This window comes from Streptomyces sp. XH2, assembly GCF_049725035.1.
In the GTDB taxonomy this organism is placed as follows: domain Bacteria; phylum Actinomycetota; class Actinomycetes; order Streptomycetales; family Streptomycetaceae; genus Streptomyces; species Streptomyces roseoverticillatus.
This window is the reverse complement of the sequence record NZ_JBMMMZ010000015.1, coordinates 81,535-97,700: the sequence shown is the minus strand read 5'-3', so window position 1 is coordinate 97,700 and position 16,166 is coordinate 81,535. Positions and strand designations below refer to the sequence as shown.

Sequence of the window (16,166 nt, the reverse complement as noted above, 5' to 3'; positions counted from 1 at the left end):
GCCGGGACGGCGGGGGCCTTCGTTCGTGCGGGTCCGTCGGGTCAGTGGGCCATGACCGGGACGGAGTTCTCCGCGTTCTCGCCGTCGCCCGAGCCGGCGACCACGCCGCCCTGCTGACCGGCGTTGACGAAGACGACCGCGACCAGCGCGGCCAGACCCAGGATGCCGACCGCCCACCACACCGCGGTGGAGTAGCCGTGCACCATCGACTGGAAGGTGAGCAGCTTCGGGTCGCCCGCGGACGCCATGTGCGACTTGAAGTAGTCGGTGGTGGCGCTGGCGGCGATGGTGTTGAGCAGCGCGGTGCCGATGGCGCCGCCGACCTGCTGCGAGGTGTTCACCATCGCGGAGGCGACACCGGCGTCACGCGCCTGCACCCCGTACGTGGAGAGGCTCATCGCCGGCATGAACGCCGTACCCATGCCGAGGCCCATGAGCATCAGGCCGGGCAGGACGACCGCCGCGTAGGAGGTGTCCAGGTCGATCCGGGTGAGCAGGGTCATGCCGACGGCCGCGAGCAGGAAGCCCGGGCCCATCAGCCAGCGCGCCGGGACGCGGTTCATCAGGCGGGCGCCGATCTGCGTGGAACCGGTGATCATCGTGGCGATCATCGGCAGGAACGCAAGACCGGTCTTGACCGGCGAGTAGCCCCGGACGACCTGCAGGTAGTAGGTGAGGAAGAGGAACAGGCCGAACATCGCGATGGCGGCCAGGCCCAGCGAGACGTAGACGCCGGCGCGGTTGCGGTCGGTGACCACGCGCAGCGGCAGCAGCGGGGCCTTCACCCTCCTCTCGACGACCACGAAGGCGAGCAGCAGGACCAGGGCGGCGGCGAAGAAGCCGAGCGTGCTGCCGGCCGTCCAGCCGGCGGACTCGGCGCGGGTGAAGCCGTAGACCAGCGAGACCAGGCCGAGGGTGGCCAGGATGACGCCGGGGATGTCCAGCTTGGAGGGGTTGCGGCTGCCGGCCGGCTCGCGGATCACGGCGATCGCGCCGGCCGCGGCGACGACGGCGAAGGGGATGTTCACGAAGAACGTCCAGCGCCAGTTGAGGTACTCGGTGAACAGGCCGCCGAGGATCAGGCCGACGCCGCCGCCGGCACCGGCGATGGCACCGAAGATGCCGAACGCCTTGGCGCGCTCCTGGCCCTGGGTGAAGAGGACGGCGAGCAGCGACAGCGCGGCGGGCGCGAGCAGGGCGCCGAAGACGCCCTGCAGGGCGCGGGCGCCCAGCAGCATCGGGGTGTTGACGGCGGCGCCGCCGAGGGCCGAGGCGGCGGCGAAGCCGATCAGGCCGATGACGAACGCCCGCTTGCGGCCCCACAGGTCGGAGACGCGGCCGCCGAAGAGCAGCAGGCCGCCGAAGGCGAGGGCGTAGGCGGTGATGACCCACTGGCGGTTGCCGTCCGAGATGCCGAGGTCGGCCTGGGCGGAGGGCAGCGCGATGTTCACGATGGTCGCGTCGAGGACGACCATCAGCTGCGCCAGGGCGATGAATATGAGCGCTTTCCAGCGCCTGGGGTCGAGGGGGGTGGTGACGTCTGGCATGAGTGGGCCTACCTCGGCGGCGGTGGTGGGGTGGTGCGGGACGGTGGGGCGTTGTCCGAGCCGTACTGCTCGCTCGGCTCGGTGAAGTCTTCGGGGGCGTCCGCGGGGACGCCTTCTGGCAGGTCTTCGGACACGTCTTCTGGCAGGTCTTCTGGCACGTCTTCGGTGGAGCGGGAGGTCATCCGGTCCCGGCGGCGGCCATCAGGCCCCGGCGGCGGGGCCCGTGGCGGCGCAGTGCTTCTGGCGGCGCAGCTCCTCCAAGGTGACGGCGGAGCCGGGGAGTTCGGACCGGGCGGGAGTCATCAGGCCGTCGAGGAACAGCTGCAGGTGCCGGTGGATGAACTGGTCGAAGACCGCGCATCCCTTGCCCGGCAGCGGCCGCGTCAACTGCGTGACGGCGACCATGAGATCGCCGACCGCGATGTCGTCCCGCAGCTGACCGGACGCGCGCGCGTCCGCCATGATCTGCTCGATCTGTCCGTCGAGGCGGTCACGCGCGGCCACCAGCTCGGGGTGGCCGGGGTCCATGCCCTCTTCCAGCAACGTGCAGAGCGCACCGACGCGTTCGTCCGCGGCGGCATGGACGAACCGCCTCAGCGATCGGAAAGCATCGGGCTCCTCAGCTCGTGCCGCCTCGGCCTGCTCGGCGAGGCGGGCCATGACGTGAAGGGTGACGTGGTGGATCAGCTCGCGGCGGTCCGCGAAGTGCCGGTACAGCGTGGCATTGCCGACCCCGGCCCGTCGAGCGATTTCATCGAGGGAGCTCTCGGCCCCGTACTCGACGAGCGCCTCGCGGGCGGCGGTGATGATCCGCTCGCGGTTGCGCAGCGCGTCGGCGCGGAGGCGCGGCGGGTGGGCGGTGGCCACGGCCTTTGCTCCTTCGGAGAGAGGGATCCACAACCGGGGATCGAGTCCCCGGTTCGTGCGTACGAGGGGTAAACGGGGAGAGGGTCCCCGGATATTTCGGCGGGGAAGGGTGACGCGCATCACGTTTGCCCCGGGCCGGGCGACGAGGGGGCGGCCAGGGATGCCATGCCCCGTCTGCCGCAGTCCGGGGAGCGCACCGCGACCCGGCGGCGGAGGCTGATCACAGAGGGCGCCGCGGCGGCCGCCCGTGGGAGGCGCCCGGCATGAAGACGCCGGCCATCGTGGTCATGAAGACGCTGGCCATCGTGGTCATGGCCGTGACCACGCTCGCCATGACCTCACCCGTGCCCGCGGGCCGGGCCGGGCCGGACGGCAGGGCCGGCGCACGGGGCGGCCCGCCGGCTCTCCCGGACACGGGGGCGCGGCCGCCGTCCGGCCCGTGCGCCCTGCCCGGAGCCACCGACAACGTCTCCGAGACCGCCCTCACGCCGCCCGGCTACTCCCCCTCCAGCGGCGTCGTGCGCGCGATCACCTTCCTGATCGACTTCCCGGACTCCCCCGCCACGATCACCCCGCACGAGCGCTACGCCGAGTTCTTCCCGGCCGTCGCCGACTACTACCGGACCAGTTCCTACGGCCGGCTCGACTACCGCTCCACGCCCGTCCTGCGGTGGATCCGGATGTCCCGCCCGTACCCCGCGTACGGGATCGAGCGCGGCACGCCCTTCGACGCGAGCAGCGACGACGGCTACGCCGCGCTGTCGGCGGAGATCCTCGACGCGGTGGACGACACCGTCGACTTCCGGCGCTACGACCTGATCAACGTGCTGGTCACCCCGGACGCGGGGCCGCCGGCCACCGAGGACGTGCGGTCGGTGACCTTCGCCGGCACCCCCACCGGCCTGACGACGGCCGAGGGCACCTCCTTCATGAACGTGTCGTTCATCTGGAGCCGCCAGACGGGCGACAGCCCCTTCCGCGTCCTCAACCACGAGAACGCCCACAGCTTCGGCCTGCCCGACCTCTACTACACGGGCCGCGGCGCCGCCCTGCTGAAGACGCCGGTGGGGCACTGGGACCCGATGGACGAGGACTGGGGCCCGTCCGAGGACTTCCTCGCCTGGCACAAGTGGAAGCTGGGCTGGCTGGCCCCGGCGCAGGTGCGCTGCCTGGACCGGCCGGGCGTCCGCTCGTTCGCCCTGACGCCGACGTCCGTCCCCGGCGGCCTCAAGCTCGCCGTGCTCCCCGTCTCCCGGCACACCGCGATCACGCTGGAGGCGCGGGCGCCCGGGCCGCTGGACCACGTGGTGTGCCGCCCGGGCGTCCTGGTCACCGCCGTCACGACGACCATGTACACGGGCTCCGGGCCGGTGCGCGTCGCCGACGCCACGCCCGGCAGCGGGGGCTGCTACACGAGCGACCTGAACGTCAACGCGGCGCTGAGCGACGCCCCGTACACCGCCGGGCAGACGTACACGGGGCCCGGGGTGACGGTCGACGTGCTCGGCACGACGGACGGGGGCGACTGGCGGGTGCGGGTGCGGACGGTCAGGCCGCGCGCCAGTGCCGGCGGCCGAGACTGATCAGCCGCAGCTGCCGCCGGGCGGTGTCGGCGATGACCCGCTCCTCCTCCGGGTCCTCCGCGGAGGCCTCCAGGAACGCCGAGGCGGTCATCACGAGGTGGTCGACGTAGAGCCCGGCGAGCATGCGCACGTCCTCGGCGCTCCAGCCCCGCGACACCTCCTGCGCGGCGAGCGCGGCGGCGACCTCGTCCCCGAACCGCGCCAGCTCCGCCGCGATGGCCTCCCGCACCGCGCGCACCCCGCCGTGCCGCTCCCGGGCGACGAACCGCACGTGCGCCGGGTGCCGCCGCACGTGGTCCGCCACGGCCCCGACGCTGCGGTCGATGACCTCCTCCGCCTCCTGCTGCTCCGCCAGCACGGCCCGGATCATCACGTGCAGGCTCCCGAGCGACTCCTCGACGAGCGCGACCCCGAGCTCCGCCATGTCCCGGAAGTGCCGGTAGAACGCGGCCGGCGCGACCCCCACCACCCGGGTGACCTCCCGCAGCCCGAGGCTGCTCAGGCTCTGTTCCTCCAGCAGCTTCAGGGCGGCGTCGAGGAGGGCCTGACGGGTCTTCAGCTTCTGGGCCTGGCGGACCCCGAGGGTGGCGCGGGTGCTGCTGTTCATGGATTCAGTAAACAACTGTTTGCCACAGCGCGCCAGGAGCGCTACGCTGGATTTCAGTGAACAACTGTCATTCCAACTGTTCACCCAAGAAAGTGTTCACCCAAGAAGGGGAAGGACATGATCTTCCTAGTGGCGGCCGTGCTCCTCCTGGGAGTCCTCGTGGGCGCCGCCGCCCACCTCACGCTCCCGGTGGTCGTCCCGGCGGCCACGGCGATCGCCCTGTGGCTGCTGGTCTTCGCCGTCCGCGAACGCAGGAGGGAGCACTGAGATGACGACGACACTGACGGGCCGCGCCGCCGAGCAGAAGGCGCGGCAAAAGGCGCAGCAGAAGGCCCGGCAGAACGCACAGCAGACGCGGAAGACGCCCGCTCCGCCCTCCCGCCGCGAGGCCGACGGCATGGCCGTCGCCTCCTTCGTCCTCGGCCTGGTGGGCCTCCTGGTCTTCAACGTCGTCCTGGGCCCCCTCGCCCTCGTCCTGTCCGGCCTGGCCCTCGCCCGCGGCACGACCCGCCGCGGCCGCGCGCTCCTGGGCCTGACCCTGGGCGCCGCCGACCTGATCGTCCTCGCGGCCCTGGCCACGACGGACCACACCCTGTCCTGGAGCCTCGGCCCCTGACCCCGCCGCCCCGCCACCCGCTACACTGACGGCTACCTTGCCTCCGTAGCTCAGGGGATAGAGCACCGCTCTCCTAAAGCGGGTGTCGGCAGTTCGAATCTGCCCGGGGGCACAGCAATTCGAGGGGCCCTCCCGTCCGTGCGGACGGGAGGGCCCCTCGGCTTTTGCGGGCTACCAGGCCACCGGAAGGGACTCCGGGCCGCGGTTGATGGAGCCCCGGCGCCAGCGCATCTCGGATTCCGGGACGGCCAGGCGCAGGCGGGGGAAGCGGTTCAGGAGGGCGGTGAGCATGACTTCGGCCTCCATCCTGGTGATCAGTGCGCCGACGCAGTAGTGCGGGCCGTGGCCGAAGGAGAGGTTGGGGGCCTCGTCGCGGGTGAGGTCGAGGCGGTCGGGGTCGGTGAAGACGGTGGGGTCGCGGTTGGCGGCCAGGTAGGAGACGTAGACGACCTCGCCGCTGCGGATCGTCGCGTCGCCGACCTGCAGGTCCTCGGTGGCGATGCGGGGCAGGCCGACGCCGTTGCGGTGCGGGATGTAGCGCAGCAGCTCCTCCACGGCCTGAGGCAGCAGGTCCGGGCGGGCGCGCAGGGCGGCCAGCTGCTCGGGGTGGGTGAGCAGGGCGTACACCATGTTGGAGACCTGGTTGCGGACGGCGTCCATGCCGTTGAGGACGAGCATCACCGCGAGCGAGATCAGCTCCGGCATGCTGAGGCCGCCGTCCTTCTGGGCCTCGGTCAGGGCGCTGAACAGGTCGTCGCCGGGGTGCTCGCGGCGGTGCGCCGCCATGGCCTTGAAGTAGCCCGCGATCTCGCCCTTGACGGCGTTGCTCTCCTGCTCGGAGTGGTTGCTGGAGAGGATGACGCTGCGCCAGTTCTGCAGCCGGTCGAGGTCGTGGGGCGGGACGCCGAGGAGCTCGCCGATGAGCTGGGCGGGCAGGGGCCCGGTGAGCCACTCCGTCAGGTCGGCCGGGGCGCCGTGCTCCGCCATGCGGGAGAGCATCTGGTCGGCGAGTTCCTCGGCGCGGGGGCGCAGGGCGGCGACGCGCTTGCGGCCGAAGGTGAGGGCCACGTGGCGGCGGATGCGGGTGTGGTCGGGCGGGTCGGTGCGGCCGACGCCGCCGGCGGGGGCCACGACGTGCGGGGTCATGCTGGTGACCGGCCGGTCGACGGTGAGCGCGCGGCTCAGCCGCGGGTCGGCGGCGACCGTCTTCACGTCCTCGTAGCGCGTGGCCAGCCAGGCGTCGCCCTCGCCGAACCGCAGCCGGATCCGGGCGATCGGCTCCTCGCGCAGCAGGCGGTGCATGAGCGGGTCGAACGCGAGGGCCGGCAGGTGGTCGACCGGCCAGTCGTGGACCGTCTCCCCGGGCGGGCGGGCGCCGGCCATCGGACAGGATTCCCCGCCCGCCGCCGGGCCGTCCGGAGGCGAAGCGGGCGAGGACTGCGTCGTCATCCGGCTCACCACACGACCGGAAGGTGTTCCGGTCCCCTGATGAGCGCGCTGCGCTGCCACCGGATCTTCTCCACGGGCTCCGCGAGGCGCAGGTCCGGGAAGCGCGTGATCAGCGAGGTGAGGATGATCTCGGATTCCAGGCGGGCGAGCATCGAGCCCAGGCAGAAGTGCGGGCCGTGCCCGAAGGACAGGTGCGGATTGTGCTCCCGGTCGAAGTCGAGCTCGTCCGGGTGGTCGAACACGGAGGGGTCGCGGTTGGCCGTGAGGTACGAGGAGTGGACCACTTCACCGGCCCGGATCAGCACGCCCCCCACTTCGACGTCCTCCATGGCGATGCGGCCGAGGCCGACGGCGTTGCGGTGCGGGATGTAGCGCAGGAGCTCCTCGATGGCCTGCGGCAGCAGCCCGGGCTCGCGGCGCAGCCGCTCCAGGTGCCGGGGGTGGGTGAGCAGGGCGTAGACCATGTTGCTGCTGTTGTTGCGCACGGCGTGGGCGGCGCTGGCCTGGATCAGCAGGGCGATGGCGACGGCCTCCTCCGTACTGAGGTCGCCCTTGGCGACGGAGGCGGCCAGCTCGCTCGCGAGGTCGGGGCCCGGCTCCTCCTGCTTGCGCCCCAGCATCTCCACGAAGTAGGCGGCCATCTCCGACTTGGCCCGGTCGCTGGCCTCCCGCCCGTGGCCCGCCGACAGCAGGACCTCCGTCCAGTGCGCCATCCGCGGCAGGTGCTCTTCCGGCACGCCCATGAGGTCGCTGATGACGGCGAGCGGCAGGGGCCCGTTCAGGTGCTTCATCAGGTCCGCCGGGGGGCCCTCGCGCTCCATGGCGTCGAGGAGTTCACCTGCCACGCGCTCGGCACGGGGCCGGAGCCGTTCGAGGCTCGCGGGCGTGAAGGAGCGCGCCACGGCCTTGCGCAGCCGGGTGTGCTCGGGCGGATCGGCGAAGCCCACGGCTTCGTCGAGCGGGATGAAGTGGGGGGCCAGCCGGGTGATCGGGCGGCCGAGCACGGCCTGGCGGCTGAACCGCGGGTCGGAGGTGACGAACTTGACGTCCTCGTAGCGCGTCACGAGCCAGGCGTGGCCCTCGCCGTGCGGGAGCTTGACCCGCGAGACGGGCTCCTCCCGCAGCCGCTCGGCCATGAAGGGGTCGAAGTCGAGCCCGCGGAGGTCCTCCACGGCCCAGAAGCGCACCGGGTGCTGCTCGGAGTCGGATGCTGTCGTGGTCGCCATCAGCTGTCCCACCCGCCTGTTGCCTGCGGTCACTTGCTCTTGCGTTGCGTCGGGGGCTGCTCCCCTGTCGGGTCCCCTGTCGGGGGTGCTCCCCTCAGGTCAAGCTCCCCGGAAAGCTGCACGCGCAACGGGGCACGCCGGGAAAATCACCCGTACGGCGTACAGCGCCGGCCGCGCGCCCCACCGACACTTCGTCACATCACCTACTGCCAGGGGCCCGAGCAGGGATAACACTTACTAAATGACTAAAGTGTTCACATGAGTCGCTCCAGTGGACTGATAGGCGCCTGGGCCGAGGCGCAGCGCCAGCAGCAGCGCCGCCAGGAAGCCGAGCACCGGGAACAGGTCCAGTTCCAGCGGGAGCAGGAGCGACGGGAGCGGGCGGCGGCGCGCGAGGCCGCGCGGGCCGACCGGGAGCAGCGGGCCGCCTACCGGCAGCGGCGCGAGGCCGAGGCGCGGCGGCGCACGGAGGAGCTGGACGCCCGGGTCGCGGAGTTGACGGGGCTGCTGGTCGCGGGGTGCCGGGTGCCGGCGTTCTCGACGGCGGCGCTGCGCCGGCCCGAGACGGTGGAGCCGTTCCATCCGGGGCACCTGGGACAGCCGGTGCCGATGCCGAACCCGGTCTTGTACCAGGCGCAGGGCGGCTGGGGCTTCGGCGCGAGCCGCAGCCGGGAGCAGTACGACCACGACCTGCGGGCCGCACAGGCCGCCGAGGCCGCGCGGCTGCAGCAACTGGAGGCCTACCGGCGGCAGTACGAGCAGTGGGCGGCCGCGCAGCTGGCCGAGGTCCGGGAGCACAACGCGGGCGTGGAGGAGATGCTCACGGCGCTGCGCGCCGGGGACCCCGACGCCGTGGTCGACTACTTCTCGGCCGCGCTGTACGCCTCCTCCGCCTGGCCCGCCGAGTTCCCGCACCAGGTGTCGGCCGCGTACGACCCGGCGGCCCGGCAGCTGGTGCTGCTGTGGGAGCTGCCGGGCTACGAGATCGTGCCGGAGGCCAAGGCGGTGCGGTACATGCCGACCGCCGACGAGGAGAAGGAGACGGCGCGGCCCGCGGCGCAGCGCCGGGCCGTCTACCGGGACGTGCTGGCGCAGTGCGTGCTGCTGGTGCTGCGCGACCTCTTCGCCGCGGACGGCTCCGGGGTGCTGCAGTCCGTCGTCGTCAACGGCTTCGTCGACGACCACGACCCGGCCACGGGCCGCCGCGCCCAGATCGTGCTCGCCTCGGTCTCCGTCTCCCGCCCGGTCTTCGCCGGGCTGCACCTGGAGCAGGTCAGCGCGGTGGACTGCCTCACCGACGGGCTCGGCGGGCTGCTGTCCGCCCGGCCCGACCAGCTCGCCGCCGTGCGGCCGGGCCGGATGCCCGCCGACGTGGGGCGCAGCGTCGTCTCGCACGGGGGCGGCGACGACCCCGACCTGTACGAGATGGACCCGGTCGAGTTCGAGGCGCTGGTCGCCCAGCTGTTCCGCGCGCGGGGCATGCAGGCCGTGATGACGACCCGGTCCAACGACGGCGGTGTGGACGTCGAGGCGCTGGACCCCGACCCGATCAGCGGCGGCCGGATCATCGTGCAGGTGAAGCGGTACCGCAAGACGGTCCCGCCGACCGCGGTCCGGGACCTGTACGGCACGGTGCAGGGCGCGGGTGCCAACAAGGGCGTGCTGGTCACGACCTCCGGCTTCGGCCCCGGCTCGTACGCCTTCGCGAACGGCAAACCGCTCACCCTCGTCTCGGGCGAGGAGCTGGTGGGGCTGCTGGGACGGCACGGGCTGCGGGGCCGGCTGGGCGGCGGCGCGGGGCGGCCCGCTCCCCCGGCGAGCCCGCCGGACGACACCGCACCCGACGCCCCCGGCGAGCACAGCATCCTCGGCATGGCCTGGTCCGGGGCCGTCGCCCTCGACGTGTGCGCCCTGGTCTGCCACGGCGGCCGCGTGCTCAGCGACGAACACTTCGTGTTCTTCAACAACACCGCCACCCCCGACGGGGCCGTGCGCACCGTGCCGCCGCCCCGCGGGGACAAGGCCGCCGTCCGCGTCGCCTTCGACGCGCTGCCCGCCGACGCGGACCGGCTCGTGCTCGTCGCGGCCGTCGACCCCGCGGTGAACCCGGACGCCGACCTCGCGGGCTTCACGGACGCCCGGATCCGGCTGGCGGACGCGGCCGGGGCCGAGCTGGGGCAGCTGGAGGTCTCCGACGGCCGGGCGGGCGAGACGGCGCTCGTGCTCGGCTCCTTCCGGAAGCGGGCCAACGGCGACTGGGACTTCGTGATCGGCGGCCAGGGCTACCGGGGCGGCCTGGAGGAACTGCTGGGGGACTACGGCATCGAGGTGGCGTAGGAAGCCGGGGCCGTCGGGCAGCCGCACAAGATCGGTCGCCGGGGGTTATCCACAGGCCCCGCCCGGTGTCACCGGACCCCCCTAGACTTTCCGCATGGCCGACCTCACCGAGACCGCCCGCCCCACCGCCCCCATCCCTTCCCCCTCTCCCACGCCCGCCGCCGCGGGCAGTGAGGCCCTGGGCTGCCTGCGGCGCGTCTTCGGTTACGACGCGTTCCGCGGCGACCAGGAGGCGATCATCGAGCACGTCGTCGCCGGCGGCGACGCGCTCGTCCTGATGCCGACCGGCGGCGGAAAGTCACTGTGCTACCAGATCCCGGCCCTGGTCAGACCGGGCGTCGGCGTGGTCGTGTCCCCCTTGATCGCCCTCATGCAGGACCAGGTGGACGCCCTGCGGGCCCTCGGCGTCCGGGCGGGCTTCCTCAATTCCACGCAGGACATGGATGAGCGCCGGCTGGTCGAGGCGGAGTTCCTGGCCGGCGAGCTGGATCTGCTCTACCTGGCGCCCGAGCGGCTGCGCGTGGAGGGCACGCTGCGGCTGCTGGAGCGCGGCAAGATCTCCCTCTTCGCCATCGACGAAGCGCACTGCGTGGCCCAGTGGGGCCACGACTTCCGGCCTGACTACCTGGCCCTGTCCGCGCTGCACGAGCGCTGGCCCGACGTGCCGCGCATCGCCCTGACCGCGACGGCCACGGAGGCCACGCACGCCGAGATCGCCGCCCGGCTGCAGCTGCAGGGCGCCCGGCACTTCGTCGCGAGCTTCGACCGGCCCAACATCCAGTACCGCATCGTGCCGAAGAACGACCCGAAGAAGCAGCTCCTGGAGCTGCTGCGCACCGAGCACGCGGGCGATGCGGGCGTCGTCTACTGCCTCTCCCGCAAGGGCGTGGAGGACACCGCGGCCTTCCTCGCCCAGCAGGGCATCGAGGCGCTGCCGTACCACGCGGGCCTCGACGCGGGCACGCGCGCCGCGAACCAGGCGCGCTTCCTGCGCGAGGACGGCATCGTGATGGTCGCGACGATCGCGTTCGGCATGGGCATCGACAAGCCGGACGTACGGTTCGTCGCCCACATCGACCTGCCGAAGTCCGTCGAGGGGTACTACCAGGAGACGGGCCGCGCCGGGCGCGACGGCCTGCCGTCCACGGCCTGGCTGGCGTACGGCCTGCAGGACGTCGTCCAGCAGCGCAAGATGATCGACGGCTCCGAGGGCGACGAGGCCCACCGCCGCCGCCTGGCCTCCCACCTCGACGCGATGCTGGCCCTGTGCGAGACCGTGGAGTGCCGCCGCGTACGGCTCCTCGCGTACTTCGGGCAGGAGAGCGGCCCCTGCGGCAACTGCGACACCTGCCTCACCCCCGCCGAGACGTGGGACGGCACGATCGCCGCCCAGAAGTTCCTCTCCGCGGTCTACCGGCTCGCGCGCGAGCGGCGCCAGAAGTTCGGCGCGGGCCAGATCATCGACATCCTGCTGGGCAAGAAGACCGCGAAGGTCATCCAGCACGACCACGACGGCCTGACCGTCTTCGGCATCGGCACCGAGCTCAGCACGGCGCAGTGGCGGGGCGTGGTCCGGCAGCTGCTGGCGCAGGGCCTGCTGGCCGTGGAGGGCGACTACGGCACGCTGGTCCTCACGGATGCCAGCGGCGAGGTGCTGGGCGGGCGCCGCGAGGTGCGGCTGCGGAGCGAGCCGGAGCGGCCGACGCGAACGTCGGCGAAGTCCGGCGGCTCCGGCTCCGCCAAGCGAGCAGCGCCCGCCGACCTCCCCGCCGAGGCACTGCCGGTCTTCGAAGCACTCCGCGCATGGCGCGGGGCCACGGCGAAGGAACAGGGCGTTCCCGCGTATGTGATCTTCCACGACGCGACGTTGCGGGAGATCGCGACCATCTCGCCCACATCGCTCGACGAGCTTGCCAACGTAAGCGGCGTGGGCGAAAGCAAGCTGGCGAAGCACGGCGAGAAGATCCTCGCCGTGCTGTCCGAGCTCCGGGAGGCGTCGGCCGGCTGACGACGACGGCGGGAGGGCGGCGGGGCCGCAGGGGCAGGGTTCCCGGACGCTGACGTGTATGTGCGGCGCCAAGTGCCGGGCAAGAAGACGCAGGGGCGAAGGGCGCCGTAAATATGCGGTCCGGGGACCCTGCCCCGGAGGCCCCGGCGCCCGGCCCCACGCCGTCAGTGCCCCCGTCGCGGCTTGATCCGCCCCTGCGCCGCCAGCACCGCCGCCCCGTACCGGGGATCCGGCCGCAGCGCGTGCTCGCGTCGGCACGCCTCCGTGAACTTCAGGACGTGCTCGTCCCCGTGCTCCACCGCCCGGGCGATGAGCTCGTCGAACGGCGGCACGTCCGTCTCCGCCGCCTCCCGGGCCGCCGTCTCCTCCCCGCCCCGGTCGTCGGTGAAGGCCAGCAGCAGCGTCGTGTGGACGTGCCAGAGCGCGGCCGCGGACGGCTCGTGGAGCTCGTCGGGCAGGTGCGGCAGGACGAGCCGTACGGCGGCGGGCGCGGTGACGGCGTGCACGAGCGGTACGGGGAAGAGCTCGGGGTGTCCGAGGTAGACGCCGGCGAAGGCGGTGGTCATCTCGCTGAGCAGCCACTGCGTTCCGGCGGGGGCGAGGGAGCCCAGCGCCTCGTGGTAGCCGGCCAGTTCGCCGGGCCGGGCGAGCCGTTCCGCGGCGACGGCGCGCCCCCGCTTGCCGGGCCCCGCGTAAGCGGTGCGGGGCAGGGCGGCGATGGCGCCGGCCAGGTCGTGCCGGCCGCTCATGCGGACTTCACCGGGCAGGTGGGCGAACCGGGCGGCCCAGTAGGCCAGCCCCCGGGCCAGCTCGGTGAGCTGATGCGGCGTCGGCTGCCCGGCGTCCGCGTCCGCGGACGTGGCCGCGAGGGAGCGCACGGCGTGGGCGGTGCGGATCAGACCGTGTGTCAGGCCGGCGAGCAGACCGGGCAGGAGCCGGGGCCACCAGCGGACGAGGACGTCGCGCCAGGGGGCGGCGGCGAGTTCGCGGCGGAAGAGCTCTTCCCAGTCGCCGGCGCGGGAGAAATCGCCGAGCGCGGGGCGCCAGGAGGTCTCGTCGTCGGGGTCGAGGGCGAAGCTGCGGGCGGGCACGTCGTGGTGGGGCATGGCGGTGCGGTAGCCCTCGACCCAGGCGGCCACTTCGCCGCCGTGGCCGAGGGCGGCGAGCGCTTCGGCGCCCATGGGCCCGTGGTTGGCGAGGTCGGCGCCGGCCCCGCGCTCGTACCCCAGGTCGTCCATGCGCTCCAGCGCGTCGTTGAGTGCGTCGTGGTATCGGATCGCCGGCATGAAGATCTCCCCCTCGCAGAATCCCGTGAAGCCTATGAAGCAGCCCATGAGGCAGCCCATGAGACCTATCTTCGGTTTCCACAATAGTTTGGATTTCCGAAGCGTCTAGACTCGCAGTATGCCGCACGACCCCGCACCCGGGAAGGGCCGCCCCCGGCTCCCCACCCCGGAAGAGACCGAAGCGATCGGTCTCGTCCCGCTGCTCTCCCCGTACATCCGCCAGGCCCGCACCGAGATGCCGGACGAGCTGCGCGCGCTCTTCGAGGCGCACAACCTCACGGCGCGGCACGGCGCGGTCCTGCCGCAGCTGATCGCCGAAGCACCCCTGGCCGTGAGCGAACTGGCGCGCAGGATGCGGCTGTCGCTGTCGACCACGAGCGAGCTGGTCGGGGCCCTGAACCGGGCCGGTCTGGTGGAGCGCCGCGAGGATCCCGCGAACCGGCGCCGCACGCTCGTGGCCGTCGTGGACGACCACCGTCCGGCGGTCGAGGCGTTCATCGCCACCCGCTCCGAGCCGCTGCTGCGCGCGCTCGACAGCCTGTCGCCGCGCGACCGGGCGGGGTTCGTCGCGGGCCTGACGGCCTGGGCCCGCGAGACGCAGGCGGCCGGGGGCGGCGCACCGTCCGACGGCGGCGCCTGACGGGCACTCACCCCCGGATCCCCAGCTCCCCGGATCCCCGGCTCACCTCACCCCCGTGAGATGGGCGTACACCACCACGTTCCCCAGATAGGCGTGGCTCTCCTCGGAGAACCCGCCCCCGCAGGTGATCAGCCGCAGCTCGGGGCGCTTCGCGGGCCCGTACACCTTCTGCGAGGGGAAGTCCGTGCGGCTGTACACCTCGATCGCGTCGATGGCGAAGAGGGCCGTGCGGCCGTCCGCGCGCGCGACCTCCACGCGGTACCCCTTCTTCAGGGCGCCGAGGTTGTAGAAGACGGCGGGCCCGGTGGTGGTGTCGACGTGGCCGGCGACGACGGCGGTGCCGGTCGTGCCGGGCGCGGCGCCGTCCGCGTACCAGCCGGCGACGTTGCTCTCGTCGTCGCGCGGGCTGGAGAGGCTGCCGTCCGCGAGCAGGCGCAGGGGTTCCAGCGGCGCGTCGACGTCGATCGCCGGGATCCGCACCCGCGTGGGCACGGCGATCGGCAGCGGCGGGACCCCGCGTTCGCCGCGCTCCGGTTCCGTACGGGGCCCGGTGGCGGGGAACGCCTCGGCCGCGGAGGGCTGCGGGGGCGGGTCCTGGATGTCGGCCCCGCGCTGGATCAGCCAGCTGCCCACGCACAGGGCCGCGGCGAGCAGCACGGCGACGACGGCCCTGCGCCGGGAGTCGCGCGCGTGGGCGGACAGAGGCCGTCGGCCGGGCAGAACCGCACCGCCGAGGCCGCCACGACGGCCGGAGCCGCCACGACGGCCGGAGCCACCAGGACGGCCGGGGCCGCCAGGGCTCCCGGATCCGCCGGAACGACGGGATCCGCGGACGCCACCGGAGCCACGCGCGCCACCGGACCCACGCACGTCACCAGACCCATGCGCATCACCAAAGCCACGCGCATCATCGAGGCCACGTGCGTCACCAGAGCCACGCGCATCACCAGGCGCGCGACCACCACCGAAACCGAAGCGACCGGGGCCGCGAGCATCACCGAGGCCGGGGCCAGGGCCGAAGCCGGGGCCGGGGCTGCCGGCGCGGGCGGGGGCGGGGGCGGGGGCGGCCGGGCGGCCCCCGGAGGGCGGGGCGTCCGCCGGCGCCCGCCGGCACGGGTTCCGCCGCATCTGCCGCGAGTTCCGCGCCTTGCGGGAGCCGCGTGCCCGCCGGCCGTCGCCGGCGTCCTGCGACTGGGACATGGATCTCCTCCACCGCGTCCGCCGCGCCCGTGGTCCCCGGACGCGGGGGCGTTCGGGGACCGGGGGGCGGAGCGGGCCGGGGGCGCGTCAGATCCGGTTGCCGTTGCTGCCACGGCGCCGCAGGTACCAGGTGCCGCCGACCGCCGCGGTGGCCAGCACGGCCGCGCCCGCCATGAGCTCGGTCATCCCGGAGTCGTCGCTGGCGCCGCCGACGCCGGTCTTCATGCCGCCCTTGGGGGGCTTGGCCGGGGTGGAGGAGCCGCCGCCCGTACCCATGGAGGGGCTGTGGCTCGCGCCGCCCATGGAGGTGCCGCCCGTGCCGGACCCGCTCGACGCGGACCCGCCCGAGCCGGCGGAGACGACGACGTCGCCCGTGGCCTCCTTGCCGTTGTGGCACTTGACGCCGATGCCGTACGTGCCGGCCTTCGCGCTGTTGGGGACCTTGAACGTGCCGATGACGCTCTCCTTGTGCGTGCCCGGCTTGAGCTGGAACGAGGCCGGGCCGCCGACGGCGCTGGCGTCGCCCGCACCCGAGCCGTTGGCGCCGCAGGCGGTGGTGTTCACCGTGACCTCGGCCCCGGGCTTGACGGGGTTCGGGGAGACTTCCAGCTTGCCGAAGTCCCCGGCGAGCGCGGGGGCGCTCGCCAGCCCGAGGGCGGCTATGGAAAGGGCGGTCCCGGTGAGCACTCGTGAGTTACGCATGCTTGTTCCTCCGTGAACGCGGCCGGGGCACGTGATGTGCCCACGAAGGGGAGTGGGGAATTCCGCGCTCCTCAGAGCCGAGGGAACCGGGATCCGGG

The 16,166-nt window shown here is 73.4% G+C and carries 15 protein-coding genes and 1 tRNA gene; 7 read left to right on the top strand and 9 right to left on the bottom strand.

Translation table 11 applies throughout. The features are described 5' to 3' along the window. Positions 1-41: 41 nt before the first annotated feature. The 3 genes from ACOTKD_RS29240 to ACOTKD_RS29230 all read right to left on the bottom strand — a co-directional run bounded on the left by ACOTKD_RS29240 (position 42) and on the right by ACOTKD_RS29230 (position 2,414). Entirely contained in the window at positions 42-1,547 is a 1,506-nt protein-coding gene (locus ACOTKD_RS29240; protein WP_424891987.1) for an MFS transporter, read from the bottom strand. A gap of 8 nt (positions 1,548-1,555) precedes the next feature. Beyond that, positions 1,556-1,681, bottom strand: coding sequence for a hypothetical protein (locus ACOTKD_RS29235; RefSeq protein ID WP_424891986.1), 126 nt, complete (start codon positions 1,679-1,681; stop codon positions 1,556-1,558). Positions 1,682-1,748: 67 nt separating this feature from the next. Next, positions 1,749-2,414: a TetR/AcrR family transcriptional regulator gene (locus ACOTKD_RS29230; RefSeq protein ID WP_424891985.1), complete on the bottom strand. Its 666-nt coding sequence runs from the start codon at positions 2,412-2,414 to the stop codon at positions 1,749-1,751. A 263-nt stretch (positions 2,415-2,677) separates the two neighbouring features. On the opposite strand from ACOTKD_RS29230, the gene ACOTKD_RS29225 reads away from it, so the two are divergent. Next, on the top strand, positions 2,678-3,997 hold the full coding sequence (locus ACOTKD_RS29225; RefSeq protein ID WP_424891984.1) for a M6 family metalloprotease domain-containing protein: 1,320 nt from the start codon (positions 2,678-2,680) through the stop codon (positions 3,995-3,997). Here ACOTKD_RS29225 and ACOTKD_RS29220 read toward each other — a convergent pair. Beyond that, complete coding sequence (locus ACOTKD_RS29220; RefSeq protein WP_424891983.1) at positions 3,963-4,604, bottom strand: TetR family transcriptional regulator; 642 nt, start codon at positions 4,602-4,604, stop codon at positions 3,963-3,965. The two genes, ACOTKD_RS29225 and ACOTKD_RS29220, sit on opposite strands and share 35 nt — an antisense overlap. A 117-nt stretch (positions 4,605-4,721) precedes the next feature. Here ACOTKD_RS29220 and ACOTKD_RS29215 point away from each other — a divergent pair, with 117 nt between their 5' ends. From ACOTKD_RS29215 to ACOTKD_RS29205, 3 genes are all read left to right on the top strand, one after another. Then, positions 4,722-4,871 (top strand): hypothetical protein, encoded by a 150-nt coding sequence (locus ACOTKD_RS29215; protein WP_235490814.1) that lies wholly within the window; start codon positions 4,722-4,724, stop codon positions 4,869-4,871. A 1-nt stretch (position 4,872) separates the two neighbouring features. Continuing rightward, the gene (locus ACOTKD_RS29210) at positions 4,873-5,220 is read left to right on the top strand and encodes a DUF4190 domain-containing protein (RefSeq protein ID WP_424891982.1); all 348 of its coding nucleotides are present in this window, start codon (positions 4,873-4,875) and stop codon (positions 5,218-5,220) included. A gap of 39 nt (positions 5,221-5,259) precedes the next feature. After that, positions 5,260-5,332: transfer RNA gene (locus ACOTKD_RS29205), tRNA-Arg, on the top strand. A 59-nt stretch (positions 5,333-5,391) separates the two neighbouring features. Here the strand turns inward: ACOTKD_RS29205 and ACOTKD_RS29200 are convergent. Continuing rightward, positions 5,392-6,669 carry a cytochrome P450 gene (locus tag ACOTKD_RS29200; RefSeq protein WP_424891981.1) on the bottom strand — a complete coding sequence of 426 codons (1,278 nt, stop codon included), beginning with the start codon at positions 6,667-6,669 and terminating at the stop codon, positions 5,392-5,394. Between the two features lie 5 nt (positions 6,670-6,674). Continuing rightward, positions 6,675-7,895, bottom strand: a complete 1,221-nt coding sequence (locus ACOTKD_RS29195; protein WP_424892154.1) for a cytochrome P450 — start codon at positions 7,893-7,895, stop codon at positions 6,675-6,677. A gap of 258 nt (positions 7,896-8,153) precedes the next feature. On the opposite strand from ACOTKD_RS29195, the gene ACOTKD_RS29190 reads away from it, so the two are divergent. Continuing rightward, a complete protein-coding gene (locus ACOTKD_RS29190) occupies positions 8,154-10,232 on the top strand; it encodes a restriction endonuclease (protein WP_424891980.1) in 2,079 nt (692 codons plus the stop codon). A 94-nt stretch (positions 10,233-10,326) separates the two neighbouring features. Further along, positions 10,327-12,240, top strand: a complete 1,914-nt coding sequence (recQ, locus tag ACOTKD_RS29185; RefSeq protein WP_424891979.1) for a DNA helicase RecQ — start codon at positions 10,327-10,329, stop codon at positions 12,238-12,240. A gap of 164 nt (positions 12,241-12,404) precedes the next feature. Here the strand turns inward: recQ and ACOTKD_RS29180 are convergent, their stop codons facing one another. Then, the gene (locus ACOTKD_RS29180; RefSeq protein WP_424891978.1) at positions 12,405-13,526 is read right to left on the bottom strand and encodes a questin oxidase family protein; all 1,122 of its coding nucleotides are present in this window, start codon (positions 13,524-13,526) and stop codon (positions 12,405-12,407) included. Positions 13,527-13,644: 118 nt separating this feature from the next. Here ACOTKD_RS29180 and ACOTKD_RS29175 point away from each other — a divergent pair, with 118 nt between their 5' ends. Continuing rightward, positions 13,645-14,166, top strand: coding sequence for a MarR family winged helix-turn-helix transcriptional regulator (locus ACOTKD_RS29175; RefSeq protein WP_424891977.1), 522 nt, complete (start codon positions 13,645-13,647; stop codon positions 14,164-14,166). Positions 14,167-14,208: 42 nt separating this feature from the next. Here the strand turns inward: ACOTKD_RS29175 and ACOTKD_RS29170 are convergent, their stop codons facing one another. Both ACOTKD_RS29170 and ACOTKD_RS29165 read right to left on the bottom strand, forming a co-directional pair. Further along, positions 14,209-14,823, bottom strand: a complete 615-nt coding sequence (locus ACOTKD_RS29170) for a class F sortase (protein WP_424891976.1) — start codon at positions 14,821-14,823, stop codon at positions 14,209-14,211. A 630-nt stretch (positions 14,824-15,453) separates the two neighbouring features. After that, a complete protein-coding gene (locus ACOTKD_RS29165) occupies positions 15,454-16,068 on the bottom strand; it encodes a hypothetical protein (RefSeq protein WP_424891975.1) in 615 nt (204 codons plus the stop codon). Between the last annotated feature and the right edge of the window lie 98 nt (positions 16,069-16,166).

Bases quoted from the DNA above. Each gene is read 5' to 3' on its own strand.
- ACOTKD_RS29220 (WP_424891983.1), bottom strand. From the start codon at position 4,604: ATGAACAGCAGCACCCGCGCCACCCTCGGGGTCCGCCAGGCCCAGAAG.
- recQ (WP_424891979.1), top strand. From the start codon at position 10,327: ATGGCCGACCTCACCGAGACCGCCCGCCCCACCGCCCCCATCCCTTCC.
- ACOTKD_RS29210 (WP_424891982.1), top strand. From the start codon at position 4,873: ATGACGACGACACTGACGGGCCGCGCCGCCGAGCAGAAGGCGCGGCAA.
- ACOTKD_RS29225 (WP_424891984.1), top strand. From the start codon at position 2,678: ATGAAGACGCCGGCCATCGTGGTCATGAAGACGCTGGCCATCGTGGTC.
- ACOTKD_RS29200 (WP_424891981.1), bottom strand. From the start codon at position 6,669: ATGACGACGCAGTCCTCGCCCGCTTCGCCTCCGGACGGCCCGGCGGCG.
- ACOTKD_RS29165 (WP_424891975.1), bottom strand. From the start codon at position 16,068: ATGCGTAACTCACGAGTGCTCACCGGGACCGCCCTTTCCATAGCCGCC.
- ACOTKD_RS29175 (WP_424891977.1), top strand. From the start codon at position 13,645: ATGCCGCACGACCCCGCACCCGGGAAGGGCCGCCCCCGGCTCCCCACC.
- ACOTKD_RS29180 (WP_424891978.1), bottom strand. From the start codon at position 13,526: ATGCCGGCGATCCGATACCACGACGCACTCAACGACGCGCTGGAGCGC.
- ACOTKD_RS29240 (WP_424891987.1), bottom strand. From the start codon at position 1,547: ATGCCAGACGTCACCACCCCCCTCGACCCCAGGCGCTGGAAAGCGCTC.
- ACOTKD_RS29215 (WP_235490814.1), top strand. From the start codon at position 4,722: ATGATCTTCCTAGTGGCGGCCGTGCTCCTCCTGGGAGTCCTCGTGGGC.
- ACOTKD_RS29195 (WP_424892154.1), bottom strand. From the start codon at position 7,895: ATGGCGACCACGACAGCATCCGACTCCGAGCAGCACCCGGTGCGCTTC.
- ACOTKD_RS29190 (WP_424891980.1), top strand. From the start codon at position 8,154: ATGAGTCGCTCCAGTGGACTGATAGGCGCCTGGGCCGAGGCGCAGCGC.